The following is a 15,853-nucleotide window of genomic DNA, read 5'->3' as shown; positions in this document are numbered from 1 at the left end:
CCAAAGTGGGAAATACCCGTCAGGAAAATTTTGGCTAAACCACCCTTCCGCTTCCCCCAGAAGTCCACCCCGTCTTAGGGGGTATAGGTTGGGGCCCGGTTCTGTCTACCGGGCCCCTATCGGCGCTCCTGAGGCCTCTTCCCTTGCGAGAGTGGCGATGACTCGGCCTTGATTAGAAACCTAGAGTAGCCAATGATGCGTTGATTGCGTTGGCTGAAGCGCGCAGCCGCTCAATCTCCTCATCGGTCATAGGGACATCGAGTACACGCTTGACACCATCGCGGGAAACGACTGAAGGCAGTGAGAGGGCAGCTTCGCCTTCGATGCCGTAGCGGCCACGGATCTGGGTAGCAACGTTCAGAACGGCGTCCTGGCCCTGCAGGATAGCCTCTGCGATACGGGTTGCTGAGATGCCGATAGCATAGTTGGTGGAACCTTTGCCTTCAATGACCTTGTAGGCTGCGCGCATAGCCTCTTCAGCAAGTTCAGCCTTAACCTGGTCGGTAAAGACCTTTTCGCCGGCTTCGTTGGTCCATTCGTTGAGAGGAACCATACCAATGTTGGCAGCTGACCATACGGGAAACTCGGAGTCGCCGTGCTCGCCCACGATGTTTGCGTGGACGGAGCGGATGGAAACGCCAGCCTTCTGGGCAATGAGCCAGCGCAGGCGGGAAGAGTCAAGAACGGTACCCGATGCGAAGCAACGCTCGCTGGGCAGGCCGGTAATCTTCTGGGCGACAACGGCCAGAACGTCACAGGGGTTGGTGACGATCATGAGGATTGCGTTGGGTGCTACTGCCATAACCTGGGGCAGCATTGCCTTGAAGATGTTGACGTTTGCTTCTGCCAGTTCCAGGCGGGGCTGGCCGGGCTTCTGGCGAGCGCCTGCGGTGACGATAATCAGGTCAGCATCGCGTAGGATTTCAATATCGCCGCTACCTGCAACCTCAGCTTCGTGGGCGAACATGGTGCCGTGAGCAATATCCAGGCCTTCAGCAACAGCACGGTCGGCGGCAATATCGTAGATCACGATTTCATCGGCTGCGCCGCGGAGGGTTGCTGCGTATGCGGTTGCTGAGCCTACGCCGCCTGCGCCGATAACGCCGAGCTTGGTGTGCTTCTTTTCCAGGGCCATGGTATTAGGTTCCTTTCACAGAATCCGTGGTGGATGTTTTCTGGTGGCAGTTCAATTATGCCACGATTCGATGTGTTTTAGTGTGGTTTTACCTGTATTTTGTGTGGGGTTTACCCGGCCCAGCCCCCTAAAAAACCAACAAAAACAAATATGTGCATCCTGACCTTTTGTTGAAGCTCACATGCTCTAGTGAGCTAGGGAATGTGCGGGAAAGAACATGAACTTTTAGAAGTTTTTGCAGAACTGCAAACTAGAATAAATCTGAGCAAATATCCCATGCACCGAAAGACCAACAGTGACATCACCAGATAAGAAAGTGTCGCCCAGCACGGGTGAAAAACCTATCATGACCCACCGGCAAATCATGCTGGTTATTCTCGGGCTCATGGCGGGCATGTTCCTCTCATCGCTCGATCAGACCATCGTCTCAACAGCAATCCGCACCATCGGCGATGACCTACACGGGCTAGAACAGCAGGCCTGGGTAACCACCGCCTACATGATTACCTCCACCATCACCACCCCTATCTACGGCAAGCTCTCCGATGTCTTCGGCCGCCGCCCCCTCTACCTCTTGGGCATCCTGGTCTTCATTCTGGGCTCCTTACTCTCTAGCTTCTCGACCAGCATGATGATGCTTGCCCTCTTCCGTGCCTTCCAGGGTATTGGTGCGGGCGCGCTGATGTCCCTACCCATGGCGATTATGGGCGACATGCTAGCTCCCCGCGAAAGGGCAAAGTATCAGGGCTACTTTTTGGCGGTCTTCGGTATCTCATCGGTACTCGGGCCCCTCATCGGTGGGATGTTCGCCGGTGCCCCCGAAATTTTCTGGGTTACTGGCTGGCGCTGGGTCTTCCTCATCAACGTACCTGTCGGCCTTGTTGCTCTAGCCATGGTCTGGAAGTTCCTGCATCTGCCCGCTATCGCTGATAAGAGCAAAGCTCCCCGCGTTGACTGGTGGGGCGCAACCAGCGTCATCGTTGCCCTACTGCCCCTGCTCCTGGTGGCTGAGCAGGGCCGTGAGTGGGGCTGGACCTCAGCCTCTGCAATTACCTGCTACCTTATTTCTGCTGTGGGTCTAGTAGCCTTCCTTAGCATTGAAGCTAAGATGGGCCAGGATGCCATTATCCCGCTAGCGCTCTTTAAGTCCGGTGCTTTCTCGATGTCTGCGATTCTGGGCTTCCTCGTAGGCTTTGGCATGTTCGGTGCCATGATGACCATCCCCCTCTACCTACAGATTGTTGTGGGCCTCACACCCACTGAGTCCGGTTTTGCAACCCTGCCTATGATGGGTGGCATCATGATAGCCTCCATTGTTTCTGGCCGTATGGTTGCCCGTACCGGGAAATACCGCATCTTCCCGATTCTGGGTACAGCGCTCATGACCCTTGCCTACTTCTATCTGACCTTTATGACGGTTGACCGCCCCCTCTGGTTCCTGATGATCGGTATGTTCATCATGGGTCTTGGCTTGGGCCAGCTCATGCAGTCACTCACCCTCGCCGCCCAGAACGCTGTGGCACCGACCTACATGGGGGTTGCCTCATCAGGGTCCACCTTCTTCCGCCAGATTGGTGGCACAATGGGCACCGCCGTTCTGCTCTCTGTTCTCTTCTCTGCGATGCCCGCCAACATTGTTAAAGCTATGGGTAACGACGATGACCTGCGCGCAGGGCTCGATGCCGCGCTGACACCGGCAGTTGCTCAGGCACCTGAAAATCAGGGCGTCATGGATCAGATCTGGAACAAGATTCTTACTTCTGCGCAAGCGGGTATCGCCACGCAACTCCAGCAGGCAGCCGAGAGCGCCAAATCAACCGCAGATACTCAGGTCAAGGAGCAGGTCACCCAGGCTGTTCAGAAGCAGGTAGAGGCTGGCCTTCTTGCGGCAGACCAGGCTCAGACAGTCATCGATGCCCAGATTGAGCAGGCTAGCCCGCAGGCAGAGACTGCCGCACTGGAACAGGTTGCCAGCCAACTCCATGCCACCGCCGATAAGGGAACTCTAACCGTTAACTGGTCCGACCAGGCCCAGCGCACCTACTGGGTAGATCAGCTAGTGCCGCAGATAGCTCAGAAAATCGAAGAAAACTCCGGGGAAACTCAGGGCGCTGAAGTGTCAACCTCCGATACCTCGTATCTGAACGGCGCAGATGCCCGCCTGACCCGCCCCTTCATGGAGGGTTTCACCGCCTCAGCGGTCTCGGTCTACTGGGTGGGCTTCTTCGTTACGGTATTGGCTTTTATTCTTGCTCTCTTCTTTAGGGTGCCCCCGCTACGCACTAGCTCCGGTCTACAGGAAAGCGCCCGCGTGAAGCAGGCTGATAAGCAGTTAGCCACTGCCCAAGAAACTGAGCAGAGTAAAGAATCTGTCTAGCGCGCTTGTGGTGTGGGTATATTCCCGCCGCAACCGCTAGTCCCAGCAAGGGGCTGATGACCTGTGTAGGGTCATCGGCCCTTTCTCTTACCCTCACTACCCGGTGTAGGGGTTCTAGGTGCCGCAGAAGCTGACAAAGAAACGTGACTGGGCGGGTGCTGTCTGTAAAAATTCGGCCCCCTCTTGAGGGGTAAAAGGCCTGCTGATGATGTCAATGAGGCCCAGTACCGGCTCTAGGTTTCCTCGCTCCACCTGACGCAGGGCAGTCTCCAGGGCAAGGTTGCGAGGAATGTAGAGGGGATTTGCCCGCTTCATCAACTGCTCCGCACGCTCAGGGGTGGTCTGCGTCAGCTCTTGCAGGTGCTGTTGTTCTGCCAGCCAGTCGGCCTGTTCCTGGCCTTTGAGCAGGCAGCTGCCTCCGGTGAGAGAACTGAAAAAGCCGGTGAAATCGAGGGACTGTTCTTCGAGTAAGTTCAGCGTCCGGTCGATGAAGGCAGCCACCTGTACCCGGTGTTCTACGGGTGTTGATGAGAGGTCACAGCCGATTTTCTGCGCAAACAAACTAACCTGCCGGTCGCGGATAGTCTCTTCAAACTCGGCCAGGACCTCTGTTGCCAGGTGAATAGCCCGGTTGGGGTTCTCACCGTCGATGAGGTCAAGCAGGGTTTCAGCAAAGCGCGCAAGGTTCCACTGGGTGACAGCGGGTTGCTGGTCGTAGGCATAGCGCCCATTCTGGTCAATTGAGCTGTACACGGCACCGCGTCTAAAGGTGTCAATGAGGGCGCAGGGCCCGAAGTCTATGGCCTGACCGGAGATAGTCACGTTATCGGTGTTCAGTACCCCGTGCACGAAGCCCAGCGCCTGCCATTGAGCCACCAGCTCGGCCTGTCTCTGTGCTACCGCGCGCAGGAGGGCCAGGGCCTCTTGACCGCTGGTTGCTGGGAGTTCTACCTCCGGGTAGTGGCGGTGTAGGGCGTAGCTGACTAGCTCCCGGCGGATGTCCGTATCTGCCCGGTACTGGGCGTACTGGAAGGTCCCCACCCGTATGTGGCTGTTAGCCACACGCACCCCGATGCCGGCAGGCTCAGGTTGGGGCGAACGCCGTCTGATGCGTTCCCCGGTTTCGATAATGGCCAGGACCCTGCTGGTCGGCACGTTCATTGCGTGCAGGAATTCCCCGATGACCGCTTCGCGCCAGATTGCTGACAGCGGTGCCTTGCCGTCTGAGCCGGGGCGCGAAAAGGGCGTCCTGCCGCTGCCTTTAAGGTGCAGGTCTAGGCGGTGGGCTCTGGCCCCAGGAGTATCACCAGCTTTTGGGCTGGGGGTTAGTTCCCCGGTCAGGTGGGCCCGGCCGTCCCCTAAGACGGGTGAGAGCTGGCCGAACTGGTAGCCGGAGTAGGCAAGGGCGTAGGTGCTTTTGCTTGCCCCGCCGGTGAGCCAGGTGAGTCCTTGGGCGCTGGCGAGGCGCTCGCTGTCTAGTCCGAGTTCGCGGGACAGGCTGTGGTTGACCCAGGCTACTTTTGACCCTGCGGGTATCTCTGGCTGCACGGGGTGGGCCAGGGATGGGAAGGCCTGGACGTAGGTGTGTTCGAGCTTGGGTAGATGGGATGACGGGGTGGGGCTGGTGGCTGTCATGTTCCCAGTCTATCGGCCCTCTACGGTTGGGGTCGGTGCCGGGTTCGGCCTTGGTCTGGGTGGTTAGGTGGGCATAGAAAAATCCCCGGCTCTCAAAGAACCGGGGATTGCTCTGTGCGCGAGGGGGGACTTGAACCCCCACCCTCTAATACGAGGACTAGCACCTCAAGCTAGCGCGTCTGCCTATTCCGCCACCCGCGCAAGGTGACTTCCCGGCCCGCTGGGGCCAGAAAAGCAACAAAAAACAAGATACACCGTTTGGTCGGCGAACCGCAAATCGGCTCCCCAAAAACAGTGACCCCGCACGGCTACCGCTTCACTCTAAGGACAGCCTGCCCTAGGTATTAGACCTCCGGTAGCCCGCGACCTACCATAGGTGATGTGAAGAACGAAAACTTAAGCCAGCAAGAAGCCGCCACCCGCGCCGCCCTGATCACTGTTGATACCTACGACGTCCACATCGACCTGACCCACGCAGCGGCAGGTTTTGAGACCTTCCCGGTTGCTACCACCGTCCGTTTCACCGCTGCTGCCGGCCAATCAACCTTCATCGACTACATTCACCAGGCGGTAGATTCCGTCAAGCTCAACGGTAAAACCCTCCACCTGGACGACGTAGTCCAAGGTTCCCGCATTACACTACCCAACCTTGAAAAAGAGAACACCCTCACCATCAAGGGCCGCTCCTACTACAGCCGCTCGGGTGAAGGCCTCCACCGCTACACCGACCCGGCCGATAACCGCACCTACCTCTACACCCAGTACGAGCCGGCAGACTGCCGCAGAGTCTTCCCCTGCTTTGAACAGCCCGACCTCAAAGCAGTCTTCAACTTCCGCGTCACAGCACCCAAAACCTGGGTTGTCTCCTCCAACGCAGAACTAGAAAGGGAACTAGAAGACCCCTCAGACTCAACCATCAGCAAACGAGTGTTCAAGCCGACTGCCAGGATTTCCACCTACATCACCGCAATCCTTGCCGGCGAGTATTTTGTCGCCCGTGATACCTACTCCCCCAAGTCCTCGGTCAACTCCGGCAAGATTCCTCTGGTTGCCTACTGCCGCCAGTCCCTGGCAGAACACTTTGACCACGACAACATCTTCGCGGTCACCAAGCAGGGCCTTGACTTCTTCCAAGAGCTCTTCGATTACCCCTACCCCTACCCCAAGTACGAGCAGGCCTTTGTGCCCGAATACAACCTGGGTGCCATGGAAAACCCCGGGCTGGTGACCTTTACCGAAAACTACATTTTTGTCTCCGGTGCCGACCAGTCCCAGCTAGAGAGCAGGGCCAACGTCATCTGCCACGAGATGAGCCACATGTGGTTTGGCGACCTGGTCACCATGAAGTGGTGGAAGGACCTCTGGCTCAAAGAATCATTCGCTGACTTTATGGGCCACCTGGGCGCAGCAGAAGCCAACGGCTACAAAGAATCATGGGTCACCTTCGCCAATTCACGCAAGGCCTGGGCCTACCGGCAGGACCAGCTACCGACAACCCACCCCATCGTGGCAGAGATACCCCACCTCGAAGCGGCCCGCCAAAACTTTGACGGAATCACCTACGCCAAGGGCGCATCGGCTCTCAAACAGCTCGTAGCCTACGTCGGCTTTAACGAGTTTATTGCCGCCGCCCGTCTCTACTTCAAGCGTCATGCGTGGGGTAACACCACCCTAGACGACTTCCTGGCGGCACTCGATGAGGTCTCCGACCGCGATGTACGGTCCTGGGCCGATGCCTGGCTGCTGACAAGCGGGCTATCCGAGCTTTCCTGCCGTCTGGTACGCGATGAACAGGGCAACCCAGCTACGCTTACAGTTCAGCAGGCTCTACCGCCCCAGGTGCCCGCATCTATCGGTCGCCCCCACAGGCTCCAGCTTGCAACACTGGCTCTCGCCCATGGGCGGCTTACCCAGACTGCCAGCATCCCCCTTGAGATGCCCGCAGGAACAGAAGAAGCACAGGTAAAACTTTCAGCCGACGAGCTTGCCCAGGTAGCCGATGCCGCCGTGCTGCTTCTCAACGCAGAAGACCTCACCTACGCCAAGGTCGCTCTGACCGAGCAGACCGGACTGTCCACGGCTCTTAGCCACGTTTCTACCCTTGAGGACCCACTTAGCCGTGGCCTGCTCTGGGGCAGCTTCTGGAACATGACCAGAGACAGCAAGCTCGAGGCCAGCCGCTTCGTCACCGCTGTCTGCCAGGCTCTCCCCCAGGAAAAGTCTGCAACGCTCCTCTCCAATATTGTGGCTCAGGCTCAATCAGCTATCTCCCTTTACACACCGCAGGATCAGCGGAGCCTACTATGGGATGCCCTCTTCCGGGCCCTGCTCTCAGCCCTCGAAACAGCGACCCCCGGGAGCGATGAACAGCTCATCATGGTTCGTACCGCTCTCAGTCTTGCAAGCCATACGAGGCTGGGCTCCGACTTTGCACGCGATGTTGCCCGGGGTGCCTACGGCCCGGTAGATGGACACATCCCCCAGGCCCCCGGTGTGCGCTACAACCAGACTCTGGGCTGGAAGGCACTAAACGCGCTTGCTGTGAACCAGCAGGTGACGGAGCAGGAGCTGGACCAGGCCCGTAGCTACTGCCCCTCAGCCACCGCCGAACGTGGTTACGCTTTTGCCCTGGCAGCGTTGCCCACTGCAGAAGCCAAGGCAAAGGCTTGGCAAGCTGTCACCGGCAACCCCGATCTTTCTAACGACCTTCTCTCTGCTACAGCCGCAGGTTTCCAGCAGGGCCCAGAAAGCCTGCGCACAGAATACCGTTCCCCTTATTTTGAGCTTCTGGCTCAGACCTGGAGTGAACGTTCTGGCGGAATGGCAACCCGGATTATTCGTGGGCTTTACCCCGCGGTGGAACTTGCTGAGGGAAGCCTAGATAACCACCCGGTGATCACCGCCACCAAGGACTGGCTTTCTCAGAACCAAGACGCGCCAACAGCACTGGTGCGCCTCATCCGAGAACTACTCGATGATGCCCAGCGCATTTTAGCGGCCCAGGAATTCAACACAGCGGGCAGCTAAAAAGTCTTGCGAGAGTTGCCTCACTCCAGCCGCGTTCAAGTCTGAGAATATCGAAAGAAAGCCGGTTTTGGTGGGCGAGATTGCGAACCAAAACCGGCGCTTTCGTGAGAAGCTATAGAGAGTAAGTTTTGCAGGGAAATAGGAGCTGGCAGTGACGGAATATACGCTGGGAGATCGTGGCACCGTACATATCATCACCGATGACTATTACGACGCCGAAATTCTTCATATTTTTGAAGAATTATTGATTGACCGGGAGCAGGTTTGGAACGGCGATGTTCGCCTGGTCCCTGAGCCGGATAACCCCTACCAGCCTTACGCTATCGCGGTCTACGTCGACGATCTCAAAGTAGGTCGCATGAGCCCAGAAGACTCCGAAGCCTACTGGAACCCCATCTGCCGCGTTGTTGCCTCAGGCTACGATGCCACTGCGCGGCTTCAGCTCACCGCTGTTCTGCGTGGGGTCACCGGCGACACCTATATCGAAAGTGCCGGTCTGCTTTCACTGAGTGCACCGGGCTCGCTCTTCCCCCTCAACCAGGCGCCCACCCAGGCAGCGCTCCTGCCCCAGGGAGCCTCCATGAAGGTCCTCGACGAAAAAGACTACTCCGAGTACCTCCATGAGATCCTCCCTCCCTCCGGCGAGGGCCGCGTCATTCTCTCCCTTGAGAACAACCAGATCAAACTTGCCGACGGACGTACCGTTGACTCAGTTGATGTGCTCCATGACCGTAAGGTTGTTGGTCGGCTCTCAACACAGATTTCGGAGCAGCTAGCACCCGTTATCCGCCATGCCTATGAACACAACAAGCTCACCAGCGCCTGGGGAACTATTCGCGGTAACGCTTTTGAACTCTCGCTCACCGTTCAGGCTGTGCGCCCCTCCGAGATTACTCAGGAGTGGTTCAATGAGCTACCCAACTTCCTGCCCGAGCTTCTTCCCGAGGCTGACGAGTACGATGTACCCGATGCTTTCGTGCCCTCCGAGGGCGAAGCCCACCGTGAAAGTGCACCCAAGAAAAAGCGCTCCCTGATTCCCGGTCGTTCAGCCTCAGTTGCCGACACGGCCAACCATGAATCGGCTACCTGGAAGGACCAGGACGAATCAGACTACCCGGCACCCCCATTGGGCCTCCAGAGGATTTCAGTGCTCATGGGAATCCTGGGCGGCCTGATTCTGACTGCCGGCCTGGTCATGATTTTCTTCAAGCCCATGCTTGGTATCCTGGGCCTTGTTCTGGGGGCCTCTATCGCCTTCCTTGCGCTCTTCTACGGTCGAGACAATAGCTACGACGAAGAAGAAGTCTCCGAGGACCCGCTCGAACACTAAGCTTTTTTGTTGAGACAAAAATATTGAGGGCCCCAGTAAGGGGCCCTCAATATTTTTTAATCAGTTGCCGCGCCCTACTGTTTAGTCAGCACCGTAGGTAGCGATGTAGTTTGGCATAGTATCGGTCTGTAGTGCGTGGGATAGAGCGCTGGTAGCTGCCGCATCAAGCACAACAATTGACTGCCCGTCCCATGACCAGCCGGTGCCAGCGTTGGGAAGAGTCAATGAGACAAGCTGGGTGTTGCCGTTGGACAGAACCGGCTGAGCAATTCCAACAATAGCTGCGGGTGAAAGCCCCGAGTCAACCTTCATGTAGGGCGAAACGGACTCGATAACCGGAAGTAGCTTGGCAGCAGAGCTCAAAGCGCCCTCAGAACGCAGCTGATTGTAGACACCGCGCAGGAAGGCGCGCTGGTTACGAACACGCTGGTAGTCACCGTCACTGAAGTTGTAACGTTCCCTGACATAAACAAGGGCTTGTCCGCCAGTCATGGTCTGGGGTCCAGCAGCGAAGGAGTAGCCTGGAGCGCTAGCATTAAAAGCCAGGGGAACATTAACGGTGACGCCACCTAAAGTGTCGACAAGAGCCTTGAAACCCTCGAAATCAATCTCTGCTACGTGGTCCATCTGCATGCCCAGGAGCTGTTCGATGGTTGCTACCTGTAGGTCAACGCCACCGTAGTTCAGGCCAGCATTCACCTTGTGGGAACCATAGCCGGGGATGTTAACCCAGGTATCGCGCATGATAGAGATCAGGTAGGCGGCTGAGCCGTCTTCGGGGATGTGGAGCACCATGATGCTGTCTGCACGGGCACCGGTCACGTACTGAGCTTCCGCTCCGCTTCTCTGATCGGAGCCCAGTAGAAGGATGTCGGTGGAGTTGGTGTTGGCGGGACGGCTGGTAACAGCACCGCCCTCCACCTTATCGAGAATGCCATCGCCATCGGAGTCGCCCTCAGAGATATTCTCTTTCAGGCTAGCCCCTGACTCATTAGTAATTTCTTCTGGGGCTTTGGTTGCTTTATCAACCATCTCTTGAAGCTGGTCGTTGTGCACGGTGTTCACCGAGCCATCTTCATTGGGCATAGCGTTCTCAATAGTTTCGGCTTTATTCCAAGCCTTGTTAATCATGAGTAAATACCCACCGGCAGCCAAGGCCGGAACCAGAATAAGGCACAGCAGAATAATCCACAGTGCTTTTTTTCGTTTTTTCTGAGGTTGACCCTCAACCGCCTTGGACACGGTACCTCCCTATAGTTATTTCACAGTGAGCGCCTTTGGGGGTTGGCGCAAAGCGAATCGACCCTAATTCTACGCAGTGAACCTACAAAAACACCCCGCAAGGAGTGAAAAATCGCCGTTGCGGGGTGTGATGTTAAGCGAGAAAGCCTGTGGCCTGCGCTTAGGCCTTCTTGCCGAAGTTTGCGAAGCGAGCGTTGAAGCGCTCAACACGGCCAGCGGCGTCCATGATGCGCTGCTTACCGGTGTAGAAGGGGTGTGAAGCCGATGAGATTTCAACTTCTACGAGGGGGTACTCGTTGCCGTCTTCCCACTTTTCGGTCTTCTGAGAAGTCATGGTGGACTTGGTCAGGAAGGTCTCGCCAGAAGCGAGGTCGCGGAACAGAACGTAGTTGTATTCAGGGTGGATGCCAGCCTGCATGATATATACCTTCTTCGTGCCCTGGATTTTGCCAGTGCATATCTTGTAGCTACCGGGGCGGGTGCCTACCGGTGGTTGCGGTTTACAACCGAGGCACCACTCTACCACTCTTTGGGCAAACTAGAGCCCCAGGAGGGCCGGTTGTTCATCACTCTTTAGGAGTTCAGGTGAGACTGGGGCCGGGTTTCCCAGAAAGCCACCGCACTAGCTGCGGCGACATTGAGTGAATCAACGCCGTGGCTCATGGGAATAATGACGGTGTGCTGGGTCTTAGCCAGCGTTGAGGCGGCAAGGCCGTGCCCTTCTGATCCCAGAATCAGGGCAAGTTTCTCTGGCCGTTTTTCCGCCAGTTGGGTAAGGGTCAGGGAGTCTTCTTTGAGAGCCAGCGCGGCTGTCACGAACCCGGCCTTGTGTAAGGTTTCTAGCGCATGGGGCCAGGGCTCAAGTCGAGCCCAGGGAACCTGGAACACAGTTCCCATAGAGACCCTGATAGACCGCCTGTAAAGAGGATCAGCGCAGCGGGGCGTTACCAGCACAAGGTCGACGTTAAGGGCGGCGGCAGAGCGGAAAATAGCCCCCACGTTGGTGTGATCAACGATATCTTCAAGAATAGCGACCCGCTGGACGTTCTCAAGCAGGTCTGCCAAGGCGGTCGGTTTGGGGCGTGCCATAGCTGCCAGAGCACCCCGATGTAGAGCGAAGCCAGTCACCGCTTCCAGTTCAGCTTCTGTTCCAAGATAAGCAGGTACCTCGGGGTGGGCGCTGAGAACATCATAGAGGTCATCAGCCCACTTCTCACTCAGTATGAGCGAAAGAGGGCGGTGCCCAGCGGCTAGGGCACGGCGAATTACCTTAGACGATTCAGCAATATAGATACCCCACTCAGGTTCTTTCTGGGAGCGCAGCTTCACGTCGGTGAGCGAGGTGTAGTAGCGTGTCTCAGCTTCAGGGGCCTCAGCCAGCGCGCGAGCGTTGGGCAGAGCCCAGACTCGCTCGGCGCGCTCAGCAAGCTGCTCCGGGCTCAGTTGCTTGGGTTTCATGCTTTAGCGAGCAAAGGCTGAGTAGCGACCACCGGGGTGAACTGTGAGGTCAAGATCCATTCCGTAGGTAGCTGAGACGTTCTCCTGCGTCAGAGTGCTCTCGATAGGCCCAGCGGCAACAACTTGGCCGTCGCGCAGCAGGAGGGCGTGCGTGAAGCCCGCAGGGATTTCTTCAAGATGGTGAGTTACCAGAATAGTTGCGGGGGCATAAGGATCCTGAGCGAGATGGGTCAGACGCTTAACGAGGTCCTCCCGCCCAGCAATATCCATGCCCGCACCGGGTTCATCGAGAATCAGCATTTCGGGGTCGGTCATCAGCGCACGAGCAATCAGAACGCGCTTCTTCTCACCCTCAGAAAGTGACCCGAAAGTTCGGTCAGCTAGGTGAGCCACTCCCCAGTCCTCAAGCAGAGCAAGCCCCTGATTATCGTCAAAGGAATCGTACTCTTCATTCCAACGGCCTGATACACCGTAAGCTGCAGTAATAACGACGTTTAGGGCTGTTTCATTGCCGGGAATCTGAGCAGCTACCGGAGCAGATGAAAGCCCAATCCGTGGGCGCAGTTCAAAGACATCAACCGCACCAAGAATTTCGTCCAAAATATCTACCTCACCACGCGTGGGGTGCAGACGCGCTGCTGCAATGGAGAGCAAGGTAGTTTTGCCAGCACCGTTAGGGCCGAGGACGACCCAGCGCTCGCCCTCATCTACCTGCCAGGTGATCTTGTCAATAAGGTTTTTGCCGTTTCGAGTGACGGTGACGTGCTTGAGATCCAGAACTGATGCCATAGCACCCAACTTTAGTACCTTTTGGGTTCACCTGCCTAGTTTGTTGCAAGGGGAGCCAAAGGGTTATATCCGTATCGCGTGTCAGAGCACTAGCTGGCAACATGGCTTAGCTGACACTTTTAGAATGGGAGCCATGAGTGTTTCTATGCGCCTTGTAGCCTTTGCCCCCGCCACTAGTAGCACGCCACCTTTTGATCAGGGTTGGTTCTTACAGGTTCTCGGTGAGGTTGAAGGCCTACAGCTAACCAACGGCAAGTCTGACTATATGCAGGAATGCGCGGTTGCAGGTGAGCTCTCCGGGCCTGCCTATTGGGTCTACACCGCCGATGCGGAATATTCTGCCGGTGAGATTGACGGGCTCAGGCAAGAGGTCGCAGCTTTAGATACGCTCTGCGAGCGGGGGTATCATGTGAACTTTGTTCCATGTTCCCTGACCGGTTCCGAGAAGAAACTCCTCGTCATGGACGTTGATTCGACTCTCATTGGCCAGGAGGTTATTGACGAGTTGGCGGTAGCGGCGGGCCGTGGTGCTGATGTTGCTGCGGTGACCGAGCGGGCTATGCGCGGTGAGCTTGATTTTGAGCAGTCCCTACGCGAGCGTGTCTGCGCGCTTGCCGGTCTTAGCGGGGATGTTATTGCGCAAGTTGCTGGGAGTGTGAAATTCTCTGCGGGGGCTCATGAGCTAGTTAGCCTGTTTTTGGAGGCAGGGCATGCCGTGTGTGTTGTTTCTGGTGGGTTTATGCAGGTCTTGGCTCCCCTGGCCGGTGAGCTCAGCCTCACCAGGTACCGGGCAAATAGGCTGGAGGTTGACGATGGGGCACTAACGGGGAAGGTTACCGGGCAGGTTGTTACCGCTGAGGTCAAGCGTGAGTCCTTGCTGGAATGGGCTCAGGAGTTTGGGGTTGATCTCTCGCAGGTGCTTGCGGTGGGTGATGGAGCCAACGATATTTTGATGCTAGATCAGGCTGAGTTGGGTGTTGCCTACTGCGCGAAAGAAGCCCTGCGCAAGGTAGCCGATGCGCAGGTCCCCTTCCCCCGCCTGGATGCTGTGCGCCATTTCGTGGGACTCTAACACTGTGAAAAGAATCAATGTCTTTGAAAGCCCTCAAGTGGTTGGGGGTAGACACTTAGGGCTTGCGGTTGCAGGTGTTATCGCTACTGTTGTGTGTATTTTTGGGGCGGTTGTCCTTTTGTGTTTGTTCCTGCAGTGGGGGCTCCAGCTCCTGGTTCAGGCCCTTATGTTTGCGATGCTCCTTGTCGGGGGTTTTTCTTTATCCTGGTTGTTTTGGCTGAAAAAGAAATACTGTTTAAGGGCGGATGTTCTGGGTCTGAGCAAGCCTTCTTTGCGGATTCTTCATGTCTTCTGGCAGGGCCCGCTCATCTTTATAGCCGCCCTTACTTTCCAGTTGTTTATCGTCTATGCGTTCGTAGATAGAGAAACGACTCCTCCAGGAAAGTCGTTAGAGACTTTGCTTTCTAGCATGCCTTCTCCCTTATCCATAGCATGCGCAGTTCTATCAATGGTTTTCTTGGGGCCATTGTGGGAGGAGTTGCTTTTACGCGGATACCTTTGGGGCTGGCTACGTACTCGTTTTTCTGCTGTTCTTGCGGTTATCTTGAGTGGTGTTGTCTTCGCATTTATACACGGCCTTGGTCTGCTCATTCCTTACTATTTTGTCCTGGGTGCGGGGTTAGCCTGGCTGAGAGCTTTTCACCGCAGTATCTGGGCACCACTTATCTGCCATATCAGTCTCAATGGTATGGTTGTGTTCCTAACCTTGCTAGCCTTTTCGAGGTAGAAAATCCTTATTTGGGTTACTTAGGTCCGTAGCAAAATAGGGTGTTCGCATACTGTATGCGAACACCCTTTGGGTTTGAGAGGGCTAACGTTTATTTGATGAAGCCGCCTGCTCCGCCGACCAGCTCGATATGGCCGGTTTCAACGTCGGCGGTAACCATCTTTGAGATTTCTTGAGCGAACTCATTGACGGTGTAGAGCTTGCCGGCTTCTTCGCGGCGGGCTTCGATAGCGCCGGGGTGCAGGCGGTTGAGCAGGGCCGCCGTGACGGTGCCTTCAATCATGTCGGCAGAGACAACGACCAGCGATAGACCGCGCTCAGTCAGGGCAGGAACCTCAGCCAGCAGAGCGTCTTCACCGGCCCGCTTGGACTCTGCTACCGGCTGGTACTCGGGCATGGTTTCTACCTCACGAATGAAGTGCGCCTGGTGGCTGGTTACGAAGACGATGCGGCCGCCTTGGGTCATTTTTTCGGCGGCTAGTCGTGCCAGACGGAGCTGTGAGTCGCGGTTGAGGGTCATGGCATAGTCTTCGGGCATACCGGATTCCATACCGCCGGAGGCGTTGAGAATCAGGTAGTCCAAGGAACCGTAGGCTTCAAGGGCGGCGTCGATGAGGGCCTGAGCGTCTTCGGCCTTGGTGACGTCGCCCTGAACGGCGATGGCGGAGCCACCGGCCTCTTCAATGGTTGCCACTACTTTCTGGGCTCGGGGTGCCTTGGAGCGGTAGTTGACGACGATGTTTGCGCCCTGGGCGGCAAGAATTTGGGCGGTATCTGCGCCTACGCCGCGTGAGGAGCCGGTAATGATGATGGTTTTGTTCTCAAGTGACATGTAATTTTCTTTCTTCAATAGCTTTGGTCTGGCTGCTTCCTTGGCTTAGGGCCGGTATGCCGGAAGCCCACGGGCTGGGTCTGGCATGAATCGCGTGAGGGCGTTAGCGAACCGGTGAGGAGGTGAGTGGGCTGAGGCCTATCAGCTTTAATCAGCCAGCAAACGGAATGTGATTCCCGTTAACACCCTAATGCCCCATGCCTAAACCGCCGTCAACGGGATGGAGTGC

Annotated in this window: 12 protein-coding genes and 1 tRNA gene; 5 read left to right on the top strand and 8 right to left on the bottom strand. The window is 56.7% G+C overall.

Annotated elements, in window-relative coordinates; translation table 11 throughout:
- Positions 1–172 precede the first annotated feature (172 nt).
- A complete protein-coding gene (locus ACN080_RS07560) occupies positions 173–1,135 on the bottom strand; it encodes an L-lactate dehydrogenase (RefSeq protein WP_419099724.1) in 963 nt (320 codons plus the stop codon).
- A gap of 346 nt (positions 1,136–1,481) precedes the next feature.
- Between ACN080_RS07560 and ACN080_RS07555 the strand changes: the two genes are divergently transcribed.
- A complete protein-coding gene (locus ACN080_RS07555) occupies positions 1,482–3,512 on the top strand; it encodes a DHA2 family efflux MFS transporter permease subunit (protein ID WP_419113470.1) in 2,031 nt (676 codons plus the stop codon).
- Positions 3,513–3,626: 114 nt separating this feature from the next.
- On the opposite strand, the gene ACN080_RS07550 is transcribed toward ACN080_RS07555, so the two are convergent.
- Positions 3,627–5,147: a protein adenylyltransferase SelO family protein gene (locus tag ACN080_RS07550; RefSeq protein ID WP_419113455.1), complete on the bottom strand. Its 1,521-nt coding sequence runs from the start codon at positions 5,145–5,147 to the stop codon at positions 3,627–3,629.
- A gap of 115 nt (positions 5,148–5,262) precedes the next feature.
- A tRNA-Leu gene (locus tag ACN080_RS07545) sits at positions 5,263–5,348 on the bottom strand.
- Between the two features lie 180 nt (positions 5,349–5,528).
- On the opposite strand from ACN080_RS07545, the gene pepN reads away from it, so the two are divergent.
- Both pepN and ACN080_RS07535 read left to right on the top strand, forming a co-directional pair.
- Entirely contained in the window at positions 5,529–8,174 is a 2,646-nt protein-coding gene (pepN, locus tag ACN080_RS07540; protein ID WP_419113454.1) for an aminopeptidase N, read from the top strand.
- Between the two features lie 151 nt (positions 8,175–8,325).
- On the top strand, positions 8,326–9,504 hold the full coding sequence (locus ACN080_RS07535; protein ID WP_419113453.1) for an HIRAN domain-containing protein: 1,179 nt from the start codon (positions 8,326–8,328) through the stop codon (positions 9,502–9,504).
- Between the two features lie 81 nt (positions 9,505–9,585).
- On the opposite strand, the gene ACN080_RS07530 is transcribed toward ACN080_RS07535, so the two are convergent.
- The 4 genes from ACN080_RS07530 to ACN080_RS07515 form a co-directional block, all read right to left on the bottom strand.
- Entirely contained in the window at positions 9,586–10,746 is a 1,161-nt protein-coding gene (locus ACN080_RS07530; RefSeq protein WP_419113452.1) for an LCP family protein, read from the bottom strand.
- A 160-nt stretch (positions 10,747–10,906) separates the two neighbouring features.
- Positions 10,907–11,164 (bottom strand): type B 50S ribosomal protein L31, encoded by a 258-nt coding sequence (locus tag ACN080_RS07525; RefSeq protein WP_083091002.1) that lies wholly within the window; start codon positions 11,162–11,164, stop codon positions 10,907–10,909.
- A gap of 155 nt (positions 11,165–11,319) precedes the next feature.
- Positions 11,320–12,204 (bottom strand): TrmH family RNA methyltransferase, encoded by an 885-nt coding sequence (locus ACN080_RS07520; RefSeq protein ID WP_419113451.1) that lies wholly within the window; start codon positions 12,202–12,204, stop codon positions 11,320–11,322.
- A 3-nt stretch (positions 12,205–12,207) separates the two neighbouring features.
- Positions 12,208–12,993, bottom strand: a complete 786-nt coding sequence (locus ACN080_RS07515; protein WP_419113450.1) for an ABC transporter ATP-binding protein — start codon at positions 12,991–12,993, stop codon at positions 12,208–12,210.
- A 133-nt stretch (positions 12,994–13,126) separates the two neighbouring features.
- Between ACN080_RS07515 and serB the strand changes: the two genes are divergently transcribed.
- Positions 13,127–14,065, top strand: a complete 939-nt coding sequence (serB, locus tag ACN080_RS07510; protein ID WP_419113449.1) for a phosphoserine phosphatase SerB — start codon at positions 13,127–13,129, stop codon at positions 14,063–14,065.
- A 4-nt stretch (positions 14,066–14,069) separates the two neighbouring features.
- A complete protein-coding gene (locus tag ACN080_RS07505; protein WP_419113448.1) occupies positions 14,070–14,792 on the top strand; it encodes a lysostaphin resistance A-like protein in 723 nt (240 codons plus the stop codon).
- Between the two features lie 91 nt (positions 14,793–14,883).
- Here the strand turns inward: ACN080_RS07505 and ACN080_RS07500 are convergent, their stop codons facing one another.
- Positions 14,884–15,624 (bottom strand): SDR family oxidoreductase, encoded by a 741-nt coding sequence (locus ACN080_RS07500; protein ID WP_419113447.1) that lies wholly within the window; start codon positions 15,622–15,624, stop codon positions 14,884–14,886.
- Positions 15,625–15,853 lie beyond the last annotated feature (229 nt).

This window comes from Rothia sp. CCM 9416, from assembly GCF_048513535.1.
Classification (GTDB): Bacteria; Actinomycetota; Actinomycetes; order Actinomycetales; family Micrococcaceae; genus Rothia.
This window is presented reverse-complemented; position numbering and strand designations above follow the sequence as displayed.